The organism is Candidatus Binatus sp. (assembly GCF_036567905.1).
Classification (GTDB): Bacteria; Desulfobacterota; Binatia; order Binatales; family Binataceae; genus Binatus.
The window spans coordinates 44,947-64,195 of the sequence record NZ_DATCTO010000042.1; the positions used below are offsets into that span (position 1 = coordinate 44,947).

The 19,249-nt window shown below is 62.2% G+C and carries 16 protein-coding genes; 13 read left to right on the forward strand and 3 right to left on the reverse strand.

Annotated elements, in window-relative coordinates:
• The first annotated feature begins 22 nt into the window (after positions 1-22).
• The 4 genes from rpsK (at position 23) to rplQ (ending at position 2,723) form a co-directional block, all read left to right on the forward strand.
• Positions 23-478 (forward strand): 30S ribosomal protein S11, encoded by a 456-nt coding sequence (rpsK, locus tag VIO10_RS06600; protein ID WP_331961187.1) that lies wholly within the window; start codon positions 23-25, stop codon positions 476-478.
• A gap of 37 nt (positions 479-515) precedes the next feature.
• Positions 516-1,142, forward strand: coding sequence for a 30S ribosomal protein S4 (rpsD, locus tag VIO10_RS06605; RefSeq protein ID WP_331961190.1), 627 nt, complete (start codon positions 516-518; stop codon positions 1,140-1,142).
• 83 nt (positions 1,143-1,225) lie between these two features.
• On the forward strand, positions 1,226-2,254 hold the full coding sequence (locus VIO10_RS06610) for a DNA-directed RNA polymerase subunit alpha (RefSeq protein WP_331961193.1): 1,029 nt from the start codon (positions 1,226-1,228) through the stop codon (positions 2,252-2,254).
• Positions 2,255-2,270: 16 nt separating this feature from the next.
• Entirely contained in the window at positions 2,271-2,723 is a 453-nt protein-coding gene (gene rplQ, locus VIO10_RS06615; RefSeq protein ID WP_349259229.1) for a 50S ribosomal protein L17, read from the forward strand.
• A gap of 102 nt (positions 2,724-2,825) precedes the next feature.
• Here the strand turns inward: rplQ and VIO10_RS06620 are convergent, their stop codons facing one another.
• Positions 2,826-3,080 (reverse strand): hypothetical protein, encoded by a 255-nt coding sequence (locus VIO10_RS06620; RefSeq protein ID WP_331961196.1) that lies wholly within the window; start codon positions 3,078-3,080, stop codon positions 2,826-2,828.
• 127 nt (positions 3,081-3,207) lie between these two features.
• On the opposite strand from VIO10_RS06620, the gene tldD reads away from it, so the two are divergent.
• The 9 genes from tldD to VIO10_RS06665 all read left to right on the forward strand — a co-directional run bounded on the left by tldD (position 3,208) and on the right by VIO10_RS06665 (position 17,151).
• Positions 3,208-4,656, forward strand: coding sequence for a metalloprotease TldD (tldD, locus tag VIO10_RS06625; RefSeq protein WP_331961199.1), 1,449 nt, complete (start codon positions 3,208-3,210; stop codon positions 4,654-4,656).
• A gap of 28 nt (positions 4,657-4,684) precedes the next feature.
• A complete protein-coding gene (locus VIO10_RS06630) occupies positions 4,685-6,034 on the forward strand; it encodes a TldD/PmbA family protein (protein WP_331961202.1) in 1,350 nt (449 codons plus the stop codon).
• 125 nt (positions 6,035-6,159) lie between these two features.
• Entirely contained in the window at positions 6,160-6,984 is an 825-nt protein-coding gene (locus VIO10_RS06635) for a Crp/Fnr family transcriptional regulator (protein WP_331961205.1), read from the forward strand.
• Between the two features lie 219 nt (positions 6,985-7,203).
• A complete protein-coding gene (clpB, locus tag VIO10_RS06640) occupies positions 7,204-9,816 on the forward strand; it encodes an ATP-dependent chaperone ClpB (RefSeq protein ID WP_331961209.1) in 2,613 nt (870 codons plus the stop codon).
• A gap of 35 nt (positions 9,817-9,851) precedes the next feature.
• Positions 9,852-10,448, forward strand: coding sequence for a c-type cytochrome (locus VIO10_RS06645; protein ID WP_331961212.1), 597 nt, complete (start codon positions 9,852-9,854; stop codon positions 10,446-10,448).
• Between the two features lie 113 nt (positions 10,449-10,561).
• Positions 10,562-11,920, forward strand: a complete 1,359-nt coding sequence (locus VIO10_RS06650; protein WP_331961214.1) for a TolC family protein — start codon at positions 10,562-10,564, stop codon at positions 11,918-11,920.
• Entirely contained in the window at positions 11,917-13,056 is a 1,140-nt protein-coding gene (locus tag VIO10_RS06655; protein ID WP_331961217.1) for an efflux RND transporter periplasmic adaptor subunit, read from the forward strand. The genes VIO10_RS06650 and VIO10_RS06655 overlap by 4 nt, the downstream gene beginning before the upstream one ends.
• A gap of 44 nt (positions 13,057-13,100) precedes the next feature.
• The gene (locus tag VIO10_RS06660; RefSeq protein ID WP_331961220.1) at positions 13,101-16,223 is read left to right on the forward strand and encodes a CusA/CzcA family heavy metal efflux RND transporter; all 3,123 of its coding nucleotides are present in this window, start codon (positions 13,101-13,103) and stop codon (positions 16,221-16,223) included.
• Between the two features lie 85 nt (positions 16,224-16,308).
• The gene (locus VIO10_RS06665) at positions 16,309-17,151 is read left to right on the forward strand and encodes an SMP-30/gluconolactonase/LRE family protein (RefSeq protein ID WP_331961223.1); all 843 of its coding nucleotides are present in this window, start codon (positions 16,309-16,311) and stop codon (positions 17,149-17,151) included.
• Positions 17,152-17,162: 11 nt separating this feature from the next.
• Here the strand turns inward: VIO10_RS06665 and VIO10_RS06670 are convergent, their stop codons facing one another.
• Together VIO10_RS06670 and hpnI are read right to left on the reverse strand one after the other, a co-directional pair.
• Positions 17,163-18,053, reverse strand: coding sequence for a hypothetical protein (locus VIO10_RS06670; protein ID WP_331961226.1), 891 nt, complete (start codon positions 18,051-18,053; stop codon positions 17,163-17,165).
• Positions 18,054-18,058: 5 nt separating this feature from the next.
• Positions 18,059-19,204, reverse strand: a complete 1,146-nt coding sequence (hpnI, locus tag VIO10_RS06675; RefSeq protein WP_331961229.1) for a bacteriohopanetetrol glucosamine biosynthesis glycosyltransferase HpnI — start codon at positions 19,202-19,204, stop codon at positions 18,059-18,061.
• Between the last annotated feature and the right edge of the window lie 45 nt (positions 19,205-19,249).

A 19,249-nucleotide genomic window follows, 5' to 3' on the forward strand; every position in this document is an offset into this window, starting at 1 on the left:
ATGACGAGAGCAATTGGAATAAATGGCTGAAGAAATCAAAGAGACGAAAGCCGCACCCGAAAAGAAGGCCGCCGCTGCCCCCGCTGCTGGAGCACCTGTACCTGCGCCGCGGCGCAAGAAGGTGCGCCGCAACGTGCCCGAGGGCGTCGCGCATGTGCACGCGACCTTCAACAACACGATCGTGACGATCACCGATCAGCAGGGAACCGTGATCGCATGGGCGAGCGCCGGCTCCGTAGGCTTCAAGGGCTCGCGCAAGGGCACGCCGTTTGCGGCGCAGATGGCGGCGGAGGCGTGCGCGCGCAAGTGCTCGGAAGTCGGGATGCGCGCGGTGGTCGTTCACGTCAAAGGCCCGGGCGGTGGACGCGAATCGGCAGTGCGCGCGCTGCAAGCGACGGGGCTGGGCGTCATCTCGATCAAGGACGTGACGCCGATTCCGCACAACGGATGCCGTCCTCCGAAGCGGCGCAGAGTCTGAACTGAAATACACGCGAGTGAAGAAGGCGTAATCGAAGATGGCAAGGAATCTGGGTCCGGTATGCCGGCTGTGCCGGCGCGAAGGACTGAAACTCTTCCTCAAGGGAGAGCGATGCTACAGCGACAAGTGCGCGATCGAGCGGCGCAATTATCCGCCCGGAGCGCACGGCCAGGCGCGCACCCGTTTTTCGGAATTCGCGATTCGGCTGCGGGAAAAGCAGAAGGTTAAGCGCATCTACGGATTGATGGAAACGCAGTTCGCGGCCTACTTCGAAATGGCCGAGCGGATGGACGGAATTACCGGCGAGAACCTGCTGGTGCTGCTCGAGCGCCGGCTCGACAACGTGGTCTATCGTCTCGGCTTCGCCAGTTCGCTGGCGCAGGCGCGCCAGGTGGTTCGCCACGGGCATATTCACGTCAACGGCAAAAAAGTCACGATTCCCTCGACCCTGGTCGAGGTTGGCAGTGTAATCAGCGTGGCCGAGGCGAGCCGCACCAAGAAGGTGATCGTTGAGGCAATCGAGATGGCGCAGCGCCGCGGCGTCCCGCCGTGGATGGCACTCGAGCGCGAACAATTCCGCGGCTCGCTCCGGTCGCTGCCGGCGCGCGCTGAACTGACAATGCCGATCAGCGAGAAGCTGATCGTCGAGCATTACTCCAGATAGGGCGGAGGCATACCGATCGGCGTCCCGGTCCGTGGTGGACCTGTGTGGGCGCGGGAAATCCATCGGAAAAAAGAGCACAGACTATGCAGAATGACTGGCGAGATCTGATCAAACCCAAGGCGGTCGAGTTCGACGAGAAGGAAGTCACTCCTTCCTACGGAAAATTTTCCGCGGAACCGCTCGAACGCGGCTACGGAATCACCGTTGGCAACGCGCTGCGGCGCATCCTGCTGTCCACGCTGCCCGGCTACGCGATTACAGCAGTCAGGATCAAAAACGTTCTTCACGAGTTTTCGACTCTGGCCGGAGTCAAAGAGGACGTGACCGACATCGTCCTCAACCTCAAGGAAGTCCGCTTGCGCCTGCATGAAGGCGAGCAGATTACCGCGACGCTCAAGGTCAAGGGCGAGGCGCAGGTGACCGCGCGCGATATCACCGGCGGCCCGAGCCTGGAAATCCTGACCCCCGACAAGCATATCGCGTCGCTCGACAAGGGCGCCGAACTCGACATGGAACTCGTCATCAAGCGCGGCCGCGGCTACGTCCCCGGCGAGCGCACCGAAGACGAGGAGCCAATCGGGACGATTCGGCTCGACGCGATCTTCTCGCCGATTCGCAAGGTCAACTTCACCGTGACCAACGCGCGCGTTGGCCAGCGCACCGACTACGACCGGCTCGCGCTCGAGATTTGGACCGACGGCTCGATCAACCCGCGCGAGGCGCTGACCTACGCGGCGCGCGTGATGCGCGATCAGATGACGATTTTCGCGGGCGTCGAGGAAGAGACCGCAGCAGCCGCCGGCACGGCCGAGGGCGGCGAGGCCCATCCCACGATGAGCGAGCTGCTCTATCGGCCGGTCGAAGGGCTGCCGATTTCGGTGCGCGCATTCAACGGTCTTCAGAACGCCGACATCAAATATATCGGTGAGCTGGTGCAGCGCACCGAGCAGGACATGCTCAAGATCAAGAACTTCGGACGCAAGTCCCTCAACGAGATCAAGGAAGTCCTGGCCGACATGGGGCTATCGCTGGGGATGCGGCTGGAGAACCTGCCGCCGCGCGGCGAGCTCGACCGCATGTGGGCAGAGCAAGAACGCCGCGAAACGGCATAGCGGTTTGGAGTAACTGATGCGTCATCTCAACTCGGGCCGCAAGCTCAATCGCACCTCAGCGCATCGCAAGGCGTTGTTCAAGAATATGGTGCTCGCGCTGATTCGTCATGAGCGAATCAAGACGACCGATCCCAAGGCCAAGGAACTGCGGCGCATCGCCGACCGGATGGTCACGCTCGGCAAGCAGAACGATCTCGCTGCGCGACGGCGCGCGTTTGCGTTCATGCAGTCGCATGAGGCGGTCAAGAAGCTGTTCGATGAGATCGCGCCGCGCTTCAAAGATCGCAACGGCGGCTATACGCGGGTGATCAAGTTCGGTCATCGCCGCGGTGATGCCGCCATGCTGTCGGTCATCGAGTTCACCGGCAACGAAGAGCAGACCAAGTCGAAGAAGCCGCGCAAGCGCTCGGCGGCGAAGAAAGAGGGCGCTGCCGCCGAGAGACCGCGTCGGGCGGCGGCGGCAGGCTAATCCAGCTGGAACGTCGCGGCCACAGACGCACAGGCACGAAGAAAATCTCTTCGTGCCTTTTCTTTTTTCCTGTGGCCCTGCTGGTGGAACTTTTTCGAGTTCTTACTCGATGCTCTCCAGCAGCTTCGCGCGGATCGCCATGTGCGCGCTCTTGAGCCCGGCCAGGATTCCGTCCTCGAAGTTCCACTCGCCGCTTGCCATCAAGTCGGCAAAATCGTTCGGGTTGCGGATGTCCTCCGGGGTGAGCCCGGGATGAATCGCGCGCGCCATCGCGAGGACCTTGCGCTCCTGCTGCGCGATAATTTCGAGCATCAGCCGATCGATAAGCGCCAGTGTATCCCGCGTTGCCGTCGCCATCGGCGAATCGTAACCCGTTTCGAGGCCGCTTCGCTATCGTCGAGCCGATGGTTTGCGCGGCTTCGAGCAAGCGAGCTTCTTGGCGGCTGCGCGCTTTGATAAACTTGATTTACAGGCGGCAAATTTAATGTCCAACGAACTCGTTGCTCCCGACAAATTTTTCCTGAACCGATTCGGCATGAATCACGGCGCGCTCGAGCGAATCCTCGGCGCCGCGCTCGAACGCAAGGCCGACTACGCCGATCTCTACTTCGAGTACCGCAGCGCCGAGGGCCTCGGGCTCGAGGAATCGATGGTCAATCACACCAGCAAGAGCGTGAGCCACGGCGTCGGTGTGCGCGTGTGCGCCGAGGACCGCACCGGCTACGCTTATTCGGACGAAGTCACGATCGACAGGATGCGGCTTGCGGCGGAGGCCGCCCGCGCGATCGCCGATCAGCGCGGCACGACCCCCGCCGCGGTGCAGGTCGGTACTCCGGTCGCGCGGCATGCGCTGTACGATCTAGACAGCACCCCGCTCGAGGTTCCGGTGCAGGAGCGGGCGCGGCTGCTGAGCGAGATCGATCGCGTGGTGCGCGGCTGCGATCCGCGGGTGAAGAACGTGATGGCGTCGTTTGCGTGCGAGCGGAAGATCGTGATGGTCGTGAACAGCGACGGGCAGGTCGCCGCGGACGTGCAGCCGCTGTGCCGGCTCAACGTCACCGTGATCGCCGACGACGGCAAGGGTCGCCAGATGGGCTCCTACGGCGGCGGCGGGCGCGTCGAGTGGAACTACTTCATCGAAAATGACCGTTGGCGCGAGTACGCGCTCGAAGCGGCGCGCCAGGCGATCGTGAATCTCGACGCCGTCGATGCGCCCGCGGGCGAGATGATCGTCGTGCTCGGCCCGGGATGGCCCGGAATTTTGCTGCACGAAGCGATTGGCCACGGGCTGGAAGGCGACTTCAACCGCAAGGGCGTGTCCGCATTTGCGAATCGAATCGGCCAGAAAGTCGCGAGCGAACTTTGCACGGTGATCGACGACGGCACCATCCCGAATCGCCGCGGCAGCCTGAACGTTGACGACGAAGGCACCCCCACTTCGCGCACGGTGCTGATCGAAAAGGGAATCCTGCGCGGCTATCTGCAGGATCGGATGAACGCGCGGCTCATGAAGATGGCGCCCACCGGCAACGGACGGCGCGAGAGCTTTGCGCATTCGCCAATGCCGCGAATGACCAACACCTTCATGCTGGGCGGCGAATCCACGCCCGAGGAAATAATCAAGTCGGTCAAGAACGGCCTCTATGCGGTCAGCTTCGGCGGCGGACAGGTCGATATTACCAACGGCAAATTTGTTTTCTCCGCGAGCGAGGCTTACCTGATCGAGGACGGCCAGGTGACGCGGCCGGTGAAGGGCGCCACGCTTATCGGCAATGGTCCCGACGTGCTGACCCGGGTCTCGATGGTCGGCAACAACCTCACGCTCGACGCCGGGGTCGGGACTTGCGGCAAGGACGGCCAATCGGTGCCGGTGGGCGTGGGACTGCCGACGATTCGAATCGACGGCATCACGGTCGGCGGCACGCGCGCCTGACAATTGGAATGACAGTGAGAATAATCTGATGGCGGCGGTTGATATTGAACTCGCCAATTGGGCGCTCGACGAGGCCAGGCGCAAGGGCGCCAGCGCGGCGGAGGTTCTGTGCGTGACCGCGGAGTCTCTTTCGGCCGGCGTGCGCCTGGGCGAAGTCGAGAAACTCAAGAGTTCGCGCGAGCGGCGGCTGGGTCTGCGCGTATTTTGCGGACAGTCTTCCGCGACCTCATCGACGGCCGAACTGGAGCGCGATTCACTGGGCGGCTTCATCGCGAACACGGTCGAGCTTGCGCGGCTGTCGGCCGCCGATCCGTGGGCGGGATTGCCCGACCCTTCGATGCATCCGAAGTCATTGCCCGAGCTTCGGCTCGCGGATCCCGACAGCGGAATAGTGACCGCGGATCGTGCGCTGGAGATCGCGCGCACCGCCGAGAACGCGGCGCTGAAATTCGATCCGCGCATGAAGAACTCCGAGGGCGCCGAATTCAGCTCCGGCCGCGGCCAGATTCTGTTCGCCAACAGCCAGGGCTTTTCCGGCGAGTATTCCGGCACCTCGTACACCCTTGTGGTGCAGCCGATCGCGCAAGATGGCGACGCGATGCAACAGGGATTCTGGTACACGTCGAACCGCCGCCTGGGAAAACTCGAAGATGCGGAGTCGGTCGGAATAACCGCCGCCAGGCGGGCGATCCGCCGGCTCGGAGCGCGCAAGATCAAGACTACGCGCGCGCCGATCGTCTTCGATCCCGACATGGCCGCCGGATTGATTAGATCGATCGTCGGCGCCGCTTCGGGGCCCTCATTGTATAAGGGGGCGTCGTTTCTGGTGGGACAGTTGGGCAAATCGATTGCCGCCGCCGGCGTTACTATCGTTGACGACGCGCTGATCCCCGGCGGTCTCGGCTCCAAGCCGTTCGACGGCGAGGGCCTGCCGACCTCGCGCAAGAACGTGGTGGACAAGGGCGTGCTCGCGACCTACCTGCTCGACTGCTATTCGGCGCGCAAGCTCGGTCTGGCGCCCACGGGCAACGCCGCGCGTTCGGTGGGTGAGGCTCCCGGCGTCTCGGCCACCAATCTGTACCTGGAGCCCGGCAGCTACACGCCCGCGCAGATAATCGGCTCGGTGAAGCAGGGACTGTACCTGACCGAGACGATAGGTTTCGGCGTGAACATGGTCACCGGGGACTATTCGCGGGGCGCGGGCGGAATATGGATTGAGAACGGCGAACTCGCCTATCCGGTGAATGAAATCACCATCGCGGGCAACCTGAAAGACATGATGGCCGGCGTCGAAATGATCGGCAACGACCTCAACTGGCGCTCATCCACGGTCGCGCCGACGATCAAGATAGCCGAGATGACGATCGCCGGCGGCTGAGCGCCTGCGACAAATTATTGGCGGTATTTCGTCTGCGCTTGACCGAGGCGCGCATTCGAGCTAACAGTTTGTAGGGTTTAATTACATACCGGCCGTCATGCGGCGCAATGGCAAGAGAGATGCCTATGAAGCTTCAGGTCTCGGCGCAGGCGCAGGAAAAGCTGCTATCCAAGCTCTCATCGATCGGAGTTGCGCGCCCGGCGGCGGCCGCACTGCTCGAGCGGCACATGCTGGTGCGCTATCCCAAGGGCGCGGAGCTGTTCTCGATGGGCTCGCCGGCCGACGTCGTCTTTGCCGTGCTGGCCGGCCTGGTCAAGGTTCATAGCTCGCGTCCCGGCAGCAACCCGGTGTTGGTCGAGCTCGCCGGTCCCGGCGACCTGTTTGGATATGCCGATTTTGCCGGCGCGGACGGCGGCCGTTCGCAGCTGTTCGGGGCAACGGCAGTGACCAACTGCTGCGTTGCGCTGTTCACGCGTCATCAGATCTCCGAAGTGCTCAAGGGCCTCGAGCCGGAGGCGCTGCTCCGGATCGCCGAGGCGATCAATTCGATGTGGTCGTCGGTCGCTTACCGCTACATGACGTTTTTGGGAATGTCGCTGCGCCAACGGCTCGAGATTGTTCTGGACGAGCTGGCGAAGCGATTCGGTGTACCCGACTCGCGCGGAACGGTGCTGCTGCCCGAACTGGCGCAGGAAGAACTCGCCGAGATGATTGGCAGTTCACGCCCGATGGTCAGCAAGCTTCTAACCGAAATGACTGAGCGAGGCTTGCTGATTCGCCAGGGGCGGCGCCATATCCTTATCGCTGCCCGGAAACCAGCCAACGCCGCCGACGCTCCGCGCGAATCCAGCCTGCATCCCGCGTTCGAGCCGGCGCCCGCGGCCACGCGCCGCGTGCGCGCGAATCGCCGCACCGTGCGCGGGACCGCAGCGCCCATTGTGAATATCTAGCCCGTTGCCGTCAGAAAAAGCCTGCGGCTCAATGCGCTCGACTGCGAGTCTCGCGGCCGGGCGCGGGTCTGCGTAGCATCTCGCCGCAAAATTTCTCCTGTTCTGCGGAAATCGCCCGGAGACAGATTGCGGATGTCACCGCGGCGGCCGATGGTGAATTTCGTTTTGCCAAATTTGGGAAAGTGGTTAGTTTAGTCAGCAGGGAAAACCGACCATCAAATGAACGCCAACCGATTCACCGAAAAACTCCAGGAGGCGCTTGGGCGCGCGCAAAACGCCGCGCTCACCGCGCATAACCAGGCCGTCGACGTCGAGCATTTGATAGCGTCGCTGCTCGAAGATGACGAAGGGCTGGCGTCCTCGATCGTGAAGCTGACGGGCGCCGATCGCGACGCGATCCGCCGCAAGCTCGGCGCTGAACTCGCCAAAATTCCGCAAGTAACCGGCGGCGGCTCTGACAGCGGGCAAGTTTACGCGACCCAGCGCCTGGGACGGGTGCTGGCGCGCGCAGAGCAGGAGGCGGGCAAGCTCAAGGACGAGTACGTTTCGGTCGAGCACGTGTTGATCGCGATGCTCGATGAGCCCGGCGCCGCTTCGAAAATCCTGCGCGAAGCAGGGTTGACGCACGACAAGCTGATGGCCGTGCTCAAGAAGGTCCGCGGCAACCAGCGCGTCACCTCGTCGAACCCCGAGGCGACCTACCAGTCGCTGGAAAAATACGGCCGCGACCTGACCAAGCTCGCGTCGGCCGGCAAGATCGATCCGGTGATAGGACGCGACGAGGAAATTCGACGCGTAATCCAGGTCCTCTCGCGCCGCACCAAGAACAACCCGGTGCTGATCGGCGAGCCGGGGGTCGGCAAGACCGCGATTGTCGAGGGTCTCGCGCGGCGAATCGTTGCGGGCGACGTGCCCGAGGGCCTCAAGAATCGCAAGCTGGTTGCGCTCGACATGGGAGCGCTGATAGCGGGCGCCAAATTCCGCGGCGAGTTCGAAGAACGCCTGAAAGCCGTGTTGAAGGAAGTGCAGGAGGCTGCGGGCGAGATAATTCTGTTCATCGACGAGTTGCATACCGTCGTCGGCGCGGGCGCGGCTGAAGGCGCGATGGATGCGTCGAACCTGCTCAAGCCCATGCTGGCGCGCGGCGAACTGCATTGCATCGGCGCGACCACACTCGACGAGTATCGCAAGTATATCGAGAAAGACGCCGCGCTGGAGCGGCGCTTTCAGCCGGTGGTGGTCGAGGAGCCGAGCGTCGAGGACACCATCTCGATTCTGCGCGGGCTGAAGGAACGCTACGAGGTCCATCACGGAATTCGAATCAAGGACGCCGCGCTGGTGACGGCCGCGGTGCTGTCGAAACGCTACATCACCGATCGATTCCTGCCCGACAAGGCAATCGACCTGATGGATGAAGCGGCGGCCAAGCTGCGCACCGAGAAGGAATCGATGCCGGTCGAGATCGACGAGGTCAATCGGCGCATGATGCAGCTGGAAATCGAGCGCGAGGCGCTCAAGCGCGAGACCGATCAGTCCTCGCGCGATCGGCTGCAGAAACTCGAGAAGGAGCTGGCCGAGATCAAGGAAAAGCGCGCGGGCCTGCAGGCGCAGTGGGAAACCGAAACAGGCGGCCTCGAGAAACTCGCGAAAATTAAAGCCGAGATCGAACAAACCAGACTTGCGATCGAAAGAGCCAAGCGCGAGTACGACCTCAACAAGGTCGCCGAGCTGCAGTACGGCAAGCTCGCGTCGCTCGAGAAGGAACTCGGCGCCGAAGAGCAGAAGCTGATCGAGAAGCACTCCGGCGGCAAGCGATTGATCAAGGAAGAAGTGGACGAGGACGATATCGCCGAAGTCGTCGCGCGATGGACCAAAATTCCAGTCTCGCGGCTGCTCGAAGGCGAGGTGCAGAAGCTCGCGCATCTCGAGCAGCATCTGCACAAACGCGTGATCGGCCAGGACGAAGCGGTGATCGCCGTCTCCGACGCCGTAATTCGCGCCCGCTCGGGACTCAAGGATCCCAACCGCCCGATCGGGTCCTTCATTTTTCTCGGCCCCACCGGCGTGGGCAAGACCGAACTCGCGCGCGCACTGGCCGAGTTCCTGTTCGACAGCGAAGCGGCGATGATCCGAATCGACATGTCCGAGTACATGGAGAAGCACACCGTCTCGCGGCTGGTCGGCGCGCCTCCGGGCTATGTCGGCTTCGATGAGGGCGGGCAACTGACGGAAGCCGTGCGGCGCCGTCCGTACTCGGTAATCCTGTTTGACGAGATCGAAAAAGCGCACGCCGACGTGTTCAACGTGCTGCTGCAATTGCTCGACGACGGCCGGCTTACCGACGGTCACGGACGCACGGTCGATTTCCGCAACACCGTTGTGATCATGACGTCGAATATCGCCAGCCAGATTATTCTCGGCTTCAAGGGACAGGACTACGAGAAGATGAAGGGGCAGGCGCTCGAGGTCTTGCGTCAGAGCTTCAGGCCCGAGTTTCTCAACCGCGTTGACGAGGTCGTCGTGTTCCATCCTCTGACCCGCGAAGAGCTGCGCCAAATAGTCGACGTCCAACTGGTGCGGCTGCGCGCGCGGCTCGAGGAGCGCAAGATCGAGCTCGAATTGACCGACAAAGCGCGCGATTATCTGGCCGAGCATGGTTACGATCCCTCGTACGGGGCGCGTCCGCTGAAACGGCTTATCCAGCGCGAGCTCGAGACGGCGCTGGGGCGGAAATTGCTCGCGGGTGAGATTCGCGACAGTTCGCGGGTCACCGTGGACGCCGGCGCTCGAGGTCTGGGGTTCTCCAGCCAGCCACTGGCCAGCGCCAGGTAGTGCGCTACTTTTGCCTTCCGCATGAGAAGGCGGGTATGCTCGGGGTGATTGTCGTAAAGAAGCAGAGCCGGGAGATTTTCAAAGACGTGATTGGTCTGCCCGCCAGGGTGATTCGCGCTGGGGGATTGATGGTTGCGATTGCGATCGCGGCGATCCCGGCGCCGGCGACTTGCTTCCCGTGGAGTATCGACATGTACCGCGGGCCGGAAATTCAGCCGTTCGCCGAGGCGCCGCGCGTCACTCCGGCCGACACAATTCCCGTTCATGGCGGAGAACCGCCGATGAGCCTCGAGCAGGCGGCGATCAAGATGCACAATCCCTTGCAGGCGACGCCGGAAAATCTCGCCAAGGGCAAAGAGCAGTTCAATGCTTACTGCGCGCCGTGTCACGGAGAATCCGCGCAGGGTAACGGTCCCGTCGCGCACATCCTGAAAAAGCCGCCGAAAAGTCTGCTCGTTGGCGCCATCAAGGATCGTCCCGACGGCTATATCTACGGCGTGATTCGCGACGGCGCCCTGTCGAGTCCCTCCTACGCTGAAGAAATGCCCCCCGAGCAGCGCTGGCGGGTCGTGATGTACCTGCGATCGATGCAGAGTGCCGCGGCCGCAAAAGCCAAAGTCGCCGGCAACTGACGCTGGCCGAAGGGGCGCCCACCAGCCTTCGACGGCTGCGTTATGCGATCCGAAGGGGTGCTTTCGGTCGTCGATTCAAACCGGTTTAATTGAGTGTCGATTGCAGCCCTGAGGTGGCTGAGGTAACCGATTTGGGCCACGGCGATGGAACCTTTCCGCGCCGGCGACGTATTGCCATGGACGATGTTGATCGAGGAGTTGCGATGCCAACGATAAAGATTGGCGGTGCGTTGATGCTTGCGATCGCGTTGCTGATCGCAGCCGTTATGCCGGCGCGCGGCGAGGTCGGGCTTAAGGCCAATGATCTGGTGGAAATCGCAGTAGAATCGAATCCCCAGGTTCGTGCGGTGTATGCGCAGTGGGAGGCCGCACAGCATCAGGTTCTGCAGAACTATGCTCCCGCGGATCCGACCTTCACCTACTCGAATGTGGATAGCAGCAAAGATTTCAACGCGGCGCTGCACGCCCATGCATTCAGCGAAACTTTCCAGTTTCCGGGAGAAGCGTTTCTACAGGCGGATGAATCAAGGCGGACCGCCGAGATTGCGCGTTTGAGGTATGAGGCGGCGGTGCGCGACCTGCGAGCCGGCGTTGAGACCGCATATTACCAGGTAGTGCTGGATGAGGGGCTGATTGCAATCAACGGCGAGAATATCGGCAACTTGAAACAGGTCGTTAACGTAACCCAGGCCCAATACACGGGGGGTCAGGCGCAACAATCCGATTTCATCGGTGCCGAGCTAGCTCTCGAGCAGGCTCAGTTGCAGCAACGCCAGTACCAAACCAACCGTTTGAACGACCGAGCGGGACTGAATCAACTGCTCTATCGGAAACCGGCCGCGCCGTTGGACCTTGACCAGAAGATCGAGCTGAAACCGCTGGAGATCAAGCTGGATAAAGCAGTCGACACCGCAACGCACGCGCGCCAGGAGATACTCGCAGCCGCGCTAACGGAGAAAAATTCAACCACGGCGGTGACACTCGCTGAGATGGAATATCTGCCGAACTATACGGTCGGATACGAGTTTGATTATATTCTGCAATCCGGCGCCCGGCCTCTGCCCGGCGTTACGCAGGCGCACACGTTTTCGATTGGATTCAATATGCCAGTATTTTTCTGGATCCATCAGCGCGAGGACGTAAGGTCGGCGCAACATTCGTTGCAGGCCGCTCGTTACAGCATGAATTCCGTCCTAAGCCAAACCGAGGCAACCGTCACGCAATTGTTCCAGTCCGCGCAATTCGCCTACGAGTCGGCCCAAGTATACAGCGGGCGGCTGATTCCCCTGGCCGACCAGGACTTCAAAGTGGCATTGGTCGCTTATCAGTCGGGCAAAGTCGACTTCCTTACATTGTCCTCGGCCTTACAAAGCGATTACGCGTCGCGCCTCACGTACCTTCAGAACGCCAATCAGTTCTTTGCCGGAGAAGTGGCGCTGGAGCAGGCGATCGGAGCGCCGTTGCATCAATGAGCCGGCGCAATTTCAACCCCATCGCGCTCGCCGCGCTGGCGGCCGCCCTCGGCGCCGCAATTTCGGCCGCTGGATGCCACAGCGATTCGGCCGGTAGCGCCGCCGCGGTCCCTGAAGCGACCCCCGCGGTCCGACTGGTTCGGCAGCAGGGCGTTGAGCTGATCCAGTTCAATGCCAACGAGGTTCCCGGTCTGGCGATGGAGGAGGTGCGCAACGTCGAGCTGCCGGGCCTGCTGGAAACATCCGGACAGATCACCTACGACGATCGCAGTGTCTCCACGATCGTTTCGCGCGTGCAGGGGCGAATCGAGCAAACGCGCGTCTCGCTGTGGGACAACGTTCATCGCGGCGAAAAAATCGTCGCGCTCTACAGCCCCGACTTCATGACCGCGCAAGCCGAGTATCTCCAGGCTCACGAGTCTTCAATTCTACTGGCGGCGCCCGGCGTTGGGGCTTCGTCGGATTTTGCCGGCACTCTATTGCTGGCCGCCAAACGCAAACTGCAGTTTCTCGGGATGAGCGATGCCGACATCCAGGCCATCAAGGCGCCCGATCCTATTGTCTGGATGCGCGCGCCGATCAGCGGCACCGTCGTCGATAACAAGGTGCAGCGCGGGGCCGCCGTCAATCCGGGCGACGTGCTTTTCTCGCTCGGCACGCTCGACGACGTCTGGATCACCGGTGATATCTACGAGGACGATCTCGCACGCGTGCGCGTCGGCCAGCAGTTGTCGGCGGTAACGACCGCTTTTCCCGATGAAGTGTTCAAGGGCGTGATCGCGCGCATCAGTCCGAATATCGATCCCGCCACGCACACGCTGCAAATCCGCTGCGAAGTGAAAAATCCCGGCGCCAGGCTCAAACCGCAGATGCTTGCGAAGGTGACCATCGTCACGCGGCCCGGCCAGGCGCTGGTAATCCCTCAGGACGCCCTCGTATTCGACATCGACAACTATTACGCATTCGTCGAGGTGAGCCCCGGCACGTTCGAGCATCGCAGGGTCTCGATCGCGTCGTGGAGCCGCGTCGGCTACGCGCGCGTGGTCTCCGGGCTCAAGGCCGGCGACCGCGTGGTCAGCGGCGAGACCCTCCAGGTGAACGCGCTATGGCACGAGGCTCACGGGGAAAGTTCCTAGACCCGGCGGCATTGCCGGTCGCAGCGGTAATCTTTGGCTAAGCGATGATTCGATCGTTGATGGCGCTGGCGTTGCGCGAGCGGGTAGTCGTAATAGGCATCGCGCTGATGCTGCTGCTGGCCGGCGCCTTTTCGTTCTCGCAACTGGATATCGAAGCCTATCCGGATCCGGTTCAGCCGCTGATCGAAGTGCTGACGCTGCCCAGCGGTCTCAGCGCCGAAGAAGTTGAAAAGCTGGTCACGGTGCCGACCGAATACGGCCTGGGCGGGATGCGCAATCTCGAGGCGATGCGCTCGATCTCGCTGTACGGACTGTCGGACATTCGCTGCTACTTCTCGTGGGACAGTGACTACTACTGGGACCGCATCGAGACCGTCAATCGGCTGTCGTTTCTCAGTCTGCCGCAGGGCGTGACGCCCGGAATTTCGCCCGAGAATCCCATCGGCGAAATCTACCGTTACACGGTCGAGAGTTCCGATCACGATCTGACTAACGAGAAGACAATCGAGGACTGGGTACTCGAAAAGCAGATCCGCACGGTGCCGGGCGTCGAGGACGTTTCGGGTTTCGGTGGATTGACGAAGCAGTTCCAGGTCGAAGTCGATCCGCTCAAGCTCAACTACTACCAGGTTCCGCTGTCCACGTTGATCGCGGCGTTGCAGAACTCGAACACCAATTCCGGCGGCAACTATATGAGCGTCGGCGAGCAGGCTTTCGACGTCCGCGGGCTGGGCTTTTTCCGCGGTCTCGACGACATTCGCAACGTCGTGCTCAACGCCAACAAGTCCACCCCAATCAAGGTTTCCAACGTCGCCGAGGTAAAGATCGGCTACGCGCCGCGGCTCGGAATCGTCGGCAAGGACAATCAGAACGAGGTCGTCACCGGCATCGTCCTGATGCGCAAGTACGGCAACACGCTCGCAACGCTCAAGGGCGTCGAGGCCAAGGTCCACCAACTCAACACCACGGGCATCCTGCCCAAGGGTTACAAGGTCGTGCCGTATTACGACCGCACGACACTGGTCGAGACCACGCTTCACACCGTGATCGAAAATCTCACCATCGGGATGGCGCTGGTCTTTCTGGTGCTGATTTTCTTTCTCGGCAACCTGCGCGCCGCAATCATCGCCGCGGTGAACATCCCGCTTGCGCTATGCGGGGCGTTCGCTCTGATGCACGCGACGGACACGCCCGCCAATCTCATTTCTCTGGGCGCGATCGACTTCGGCATCATCATCGATACCACCGTCATCGTGATGGAAAACATCGAGCGCCACCTCACCGCGTCCGAGCACTCGACCGAGAGTTATCGACTTCGCATTCTGGCCGCCGCGCAGGAAGTTGGCGGCCCGATGTTGTTCTCGACGATCATTTTCGTGATCGCATTCCTGCCGCTGTTCACGATGCGCGGGGTCGAGGGCGCCATCTTCTCACCGATGTCGCACACCTACGCGTTCGCGCTGGCCACCGCGATTCTGCTCGCAGTCACGTTGTCGCCGGTGCTGACTTCGTATTTCTTCGCGAAGGGGATGCGAACAGTTCGCAACCCCATCTGGTTGGGAATCGCAGCGTTCTACCACGGACTGTTTGTCCGGATCCTGCGTTGGCCGCGGTTGACGTTGACCGTAGTTGTTCTGCTGGTGGCCGGCGTGTTGTCGCTGTTTCCGCTGCTGGGCGGGCAGTTTCTGCCCAAGCTTGAGGAAGGAAACATCTGGGCGCACGCGACGATGCCGCTGACGATCTCGCTCGAGCATGGCGCCAAGCTGTGCAATCGGATGCGCGCCGTCTTCAAGAGCTTCCCGGAGGTCACCTCGGTTGTGTCGCAGCTCGGCCGCCCCGACGACGGCACCGAGACCACGGGTTTTTTCAACATTGAATTCGCGGTCGATCTCAAACCCGACACCCAATGGCCCGCCGGGATCGACAAACCTAAACTCGTCAAGCAGATTGACGACAAACTCACACGGCAGTTTCCGGGCGTGAGCTTCAGCTACTCGCAAAATATCGAAGACAACATCGACGAAGCGATCTCGGGGGTAAAAGCCGGGGAAAATGCGATCAAGGTTTTCGGACCGGACCTGGCGACCGACGAGCGTCTCGCCAACGACATCAGGGAATCCCTGGGCGGGGTTTCCGGAGTCGTTGATGGAGTGGTGTTGCGTTCGATGGGCCAGCCCAATCTGCAAATCACCCCGGACCGCGCCGCTTGCGCGCGTTATGGACTCAACGTCGGCGATGTCGGCGCCGTGGTGCAGGCCGCGATTGGCGGCCAGGCCGTCACCCAAGTGCTCGATGGCGACCGGCGCTTCGACCTGGTCGTGCGATGGAAGCCCCAGTACCGCCAGAGCCTCGACGCGATCCGCCAGATCCGCGTCAACCTCCCGGCCGGCGGTCAGATCCCGCTTGACCAGATCTCCAAAATCGAGACCGCCGAAGGCGCGTCATTCATCTACCGTGAGGCTCTGCAACGGTACGTGCCGGTCAGGTTTTCCGTCCGTAACCGCGATTTGCAGAGCACCGTCGAAGAGGCCAAGCGGCGAATCGCGAAGGAAGTCCATCTTCCCGAAGGCGTGCATCTCGAATGGTCGGGCGAGTACGGCGAGCTTCAGGCCGCCAATCGCCGCCTCATGATCGTCGTGCCGTTCGCGCTGTTGCTCATCGCCGGTGTTCTCTACGGCGCGACGCAATCGCTGGTCGACACCTTCATCATCATGGCGCAGATTCCGGTGGCGTGTCTCGGCGGCGTCCTCGCGTTGATTATCACCGGCACCTCGTTCAGCGTGTCGGCGGGCGTGGGCTTCATTTCGATTTTCGGAATCGCCGTGATGGACGGTATTCTGCTGAGCTTCTACATCCGCCGCTTGTGGGAGGAAGGGCATCCATTCGTCGAGTCGATCATCACCGGGTCCGACCGTCGTCTGCGCGCCACGATGATGACCGACCTGGTTGACGCGCTCGGCCTGCTGCCCGCGGCAATTTCGACCCGAATCGGCGCTCAGACGCAGCAGCCGCTGGCGATCGTCGTCATCGGAGGCGCGCTGGCGATCATGCTACTGACGCGAATTCTGCAGCCGGTATTGATCTTCCTGTGCCATCGCCGGCTGCGCCTTGCCGATCAGGACCGCCCGCCCCTGACGCAGCCGGTGGGAGTCGATCTTCCGGACTGATACGGTGAACCGCTGCGCCCGCTCATAGCCAGGCCTCGCCGCGCACCGCGAAGCGTGGTAAACGGGCGCAAGGAGGATCCGGGCGATGGAATTCGAGATGCTCGCGAGCGGCTACGGCCTGCTCGAAGCGCCGCGCGTCGATGATCTCGGCCGTCTCTACTTCAGTGACATTCCCAACGGCGGCGTTTACCGGCGCAATCCCGGCGGCAACGTCGAAACGCTGATTCCCAAGCGCAAGGGCGTCGGCGGAATGATTTTCAACGCCAGCGGCGGGCTCGTGCTCACCGGCCGCGGCCTGATTCATTGGGATGAGAAGACCGGCCGCAGCCGCGATCTATTCGTCGCTTGGGGAGGCAAGCCCGTCGGCATGAACGATCTTACCACCGACGATCACGGCAGCATTTACACCGGAACCATCAACTTCGATCCGCTGAGCAACGAGCAGCCGATTCCGGGCAGCCTGTTCCGCATCGATCCTCCCGGTCGCGCGGTGAAGTTGTGGGACGGCATCGAGGTCAGCAACGGGCTCGGCCTCAGCCCCGACCGAAAACACCTGTATCATTCGGATTCCCCCACCGGCGCGGTGTGGGTTTACGACGTTACTCACGAGCGCGGCGTCAAGGACCGGCGCGTCTTTGCCAGGATGCCCGCGGGATTGCCCGATGGGCTGGCGGTCGATGCGCAAGGCGGCGTGTGGGTTGCGGCTTTCCGCGCCGGCGAGGTCGTCCATTTCCTGAAAGATGGCGCCGTGGCCGAGCGAATCAAGTTGCCGGCCACGATGGTGACCAGCCTGGTCTTCGCAGGCCGCGACCTGCGGGACCTCTACGTCGTGACCGCAGACAACACCGACGATCCAAGTCGCAAGGGAACGATTTTCCGCGCGCGCGCCGACGTGCCCGGCCTGCCAGTGCCGAAAGCGAACTTTTAGTTTTTCGCTTTTTAGTTCTCGACCGCGGCCCGGGTCACGATCCGATCTTCTGACGACTGCGCGCGCGATCCAGCCAGCAGTGCGCCCGCCGCGATCGTCAATGCGAATGCGCCAATCCGCATCGCGGCGGGCACCGAACCCGTCGGCAATCGTTCGCCGAACGCGATCATCCCGCCGGCGATCGGTACGATGTTCGACAGTGCCCCCGACAGCGGCATCGCTATTATCCCGCGCGCCGAATGAAACGAGTTCTGCAGCAGGACAATCCCGACGATGTTGGCGACGATCAGGCCGTACACGTAAGGATTCGATACGATTCGAAGCGCGAGCGAAGCGGCGGCGCTGGCGGTGAACTCTTCGGTCATCGCCTTGGTGAACAATCCTCCCAGGCCGAACGCGACACCAGATAGAATCGCCGCCGCGGCGCCGCTGGCGTTCAGCCGTGCGACGGCCATCGGCGCGAGCCCTGCGACCGTCAACAGCGCGGAAAACATCAACAGCGTTCCGGGTTCGAACGCACCTTCGGTCTCGCCGGCCTGAAGCGACAGCGTCAGCATCAGCATCCCGAGCACGATCGCGCCGATGCCGACCCATTCGCGCCGATTCGCGCGCTCGCCAAGAATCACCACCGACGCGATTACGAACAGCGCGATCCCGCCCTGCATCATCACCGCCACCATCGAAACCGGCGCCCTCGACACCGCAATCACGTAGAGCGCCCAGCCCGCGGTCTGCACGCCGAGTCCGCCGATCCACATGGGATCGCGAATCCAGGCGACGATCGCGCCGATCGTATTCGCGCCGGCCGCCATTGGCAGATGCGCCGAGCGGCTCTTCATCATCAGCAGGCCGAGCGCCATCAGCACGCTGGCAACGATCGCGATGGACAGGTAGAAGATCACCGCCTTCAGTTCTTCACTTCGCGCATCGCGCCGCCTCGGATCACCTTGAACTGGCGTCCGGCCCACATCACTTTGTTGCTGAGCAGGCTGGCAAACCAGACCCCGGTCATTATCAGGTCCTTGATCGGAACCATCCACAGCTCGGTCAGCATCTCGGGCATCTTGAGCACGCGGCCGACGATTACCGCCGACATCGCGAGCCGCGCCGCAACTACCAGCACCAATGCCGCAAAGGCCGCGGCGCTGCCGCGTGAGATCGCAAGCCCCATCAGCGCCCAGAACGGGCCGTGTATCAGGACTGTCGCGATGCTGATCGGGCGCACGGTGCGGTAGGTGCGCGCCCAGCGGAGCTGATGATGCCAGAATTCAGCGAAGTTCTTTTCCTCGCAGGTCAACGTGACCAGCGAATCGGACAGCTTGATCTCGTAGCCCTGCGCATTGGTGAAGTTGCCCAGGTAGAAGTCGTCGGCGAGCATGTCCTTGACCGCGCGGAATCCGCCCGCGGCCTCCAGCACCGGGCGTTTGATGGCGATCGTCGCGCCGAGTGCATAATGCATCGGCTCGATCATTTCGGCGAGCAGAATCTGCGGTAGAAAATCGGTGTTGACATAGAGCGCCTCCAGCCGCGAGGCGAACGAGCCGCCCGGGCGCGCCCGATACGCGCAGGTCACGATGCCGATTTTATCGTCGGAGATCAGTTCGCCGACAATCCGCTTGAGGTAGTCGCGCTCGACGGATACATCGGCGTCGCTCAGTACGAATACTTCGGCCTTCTCGGCCCGATCCGCCATCTTCACCAGCTTCGCGATCTTGTGATTGCTGCAGCCGGGCTCTTCGCCTACGACAAGCGTGATGCTCGCGTGCTGGTAGCGTTGGCGGAGTGCGACCGGAACTTCGGCGGCCGTATCCTCGTAGTTCTCGACGCCAAAATAAAAGTCGGCCCGCGGGTACGCGATTTCCAGAAAGCTGACCAGGTTGGCCGCCAGCGAATCGCTGGTCCCATGCAGCGGCTTCAGCACCGCCACGCGCGGTGGAATCTTGGGCAGCGGGAGCAGGGGAGAAGTCGTGCGCCGCGCAAACTTGATCGCAGCGACGGTCGCGGCGGCGTAGTAGAGCACCGACACGCACACGCCCGCAGCCGGTAAAGCCATCCAGATTGTCATCGAATGATTCCCGCGCGGTAATTTGACCCGGTG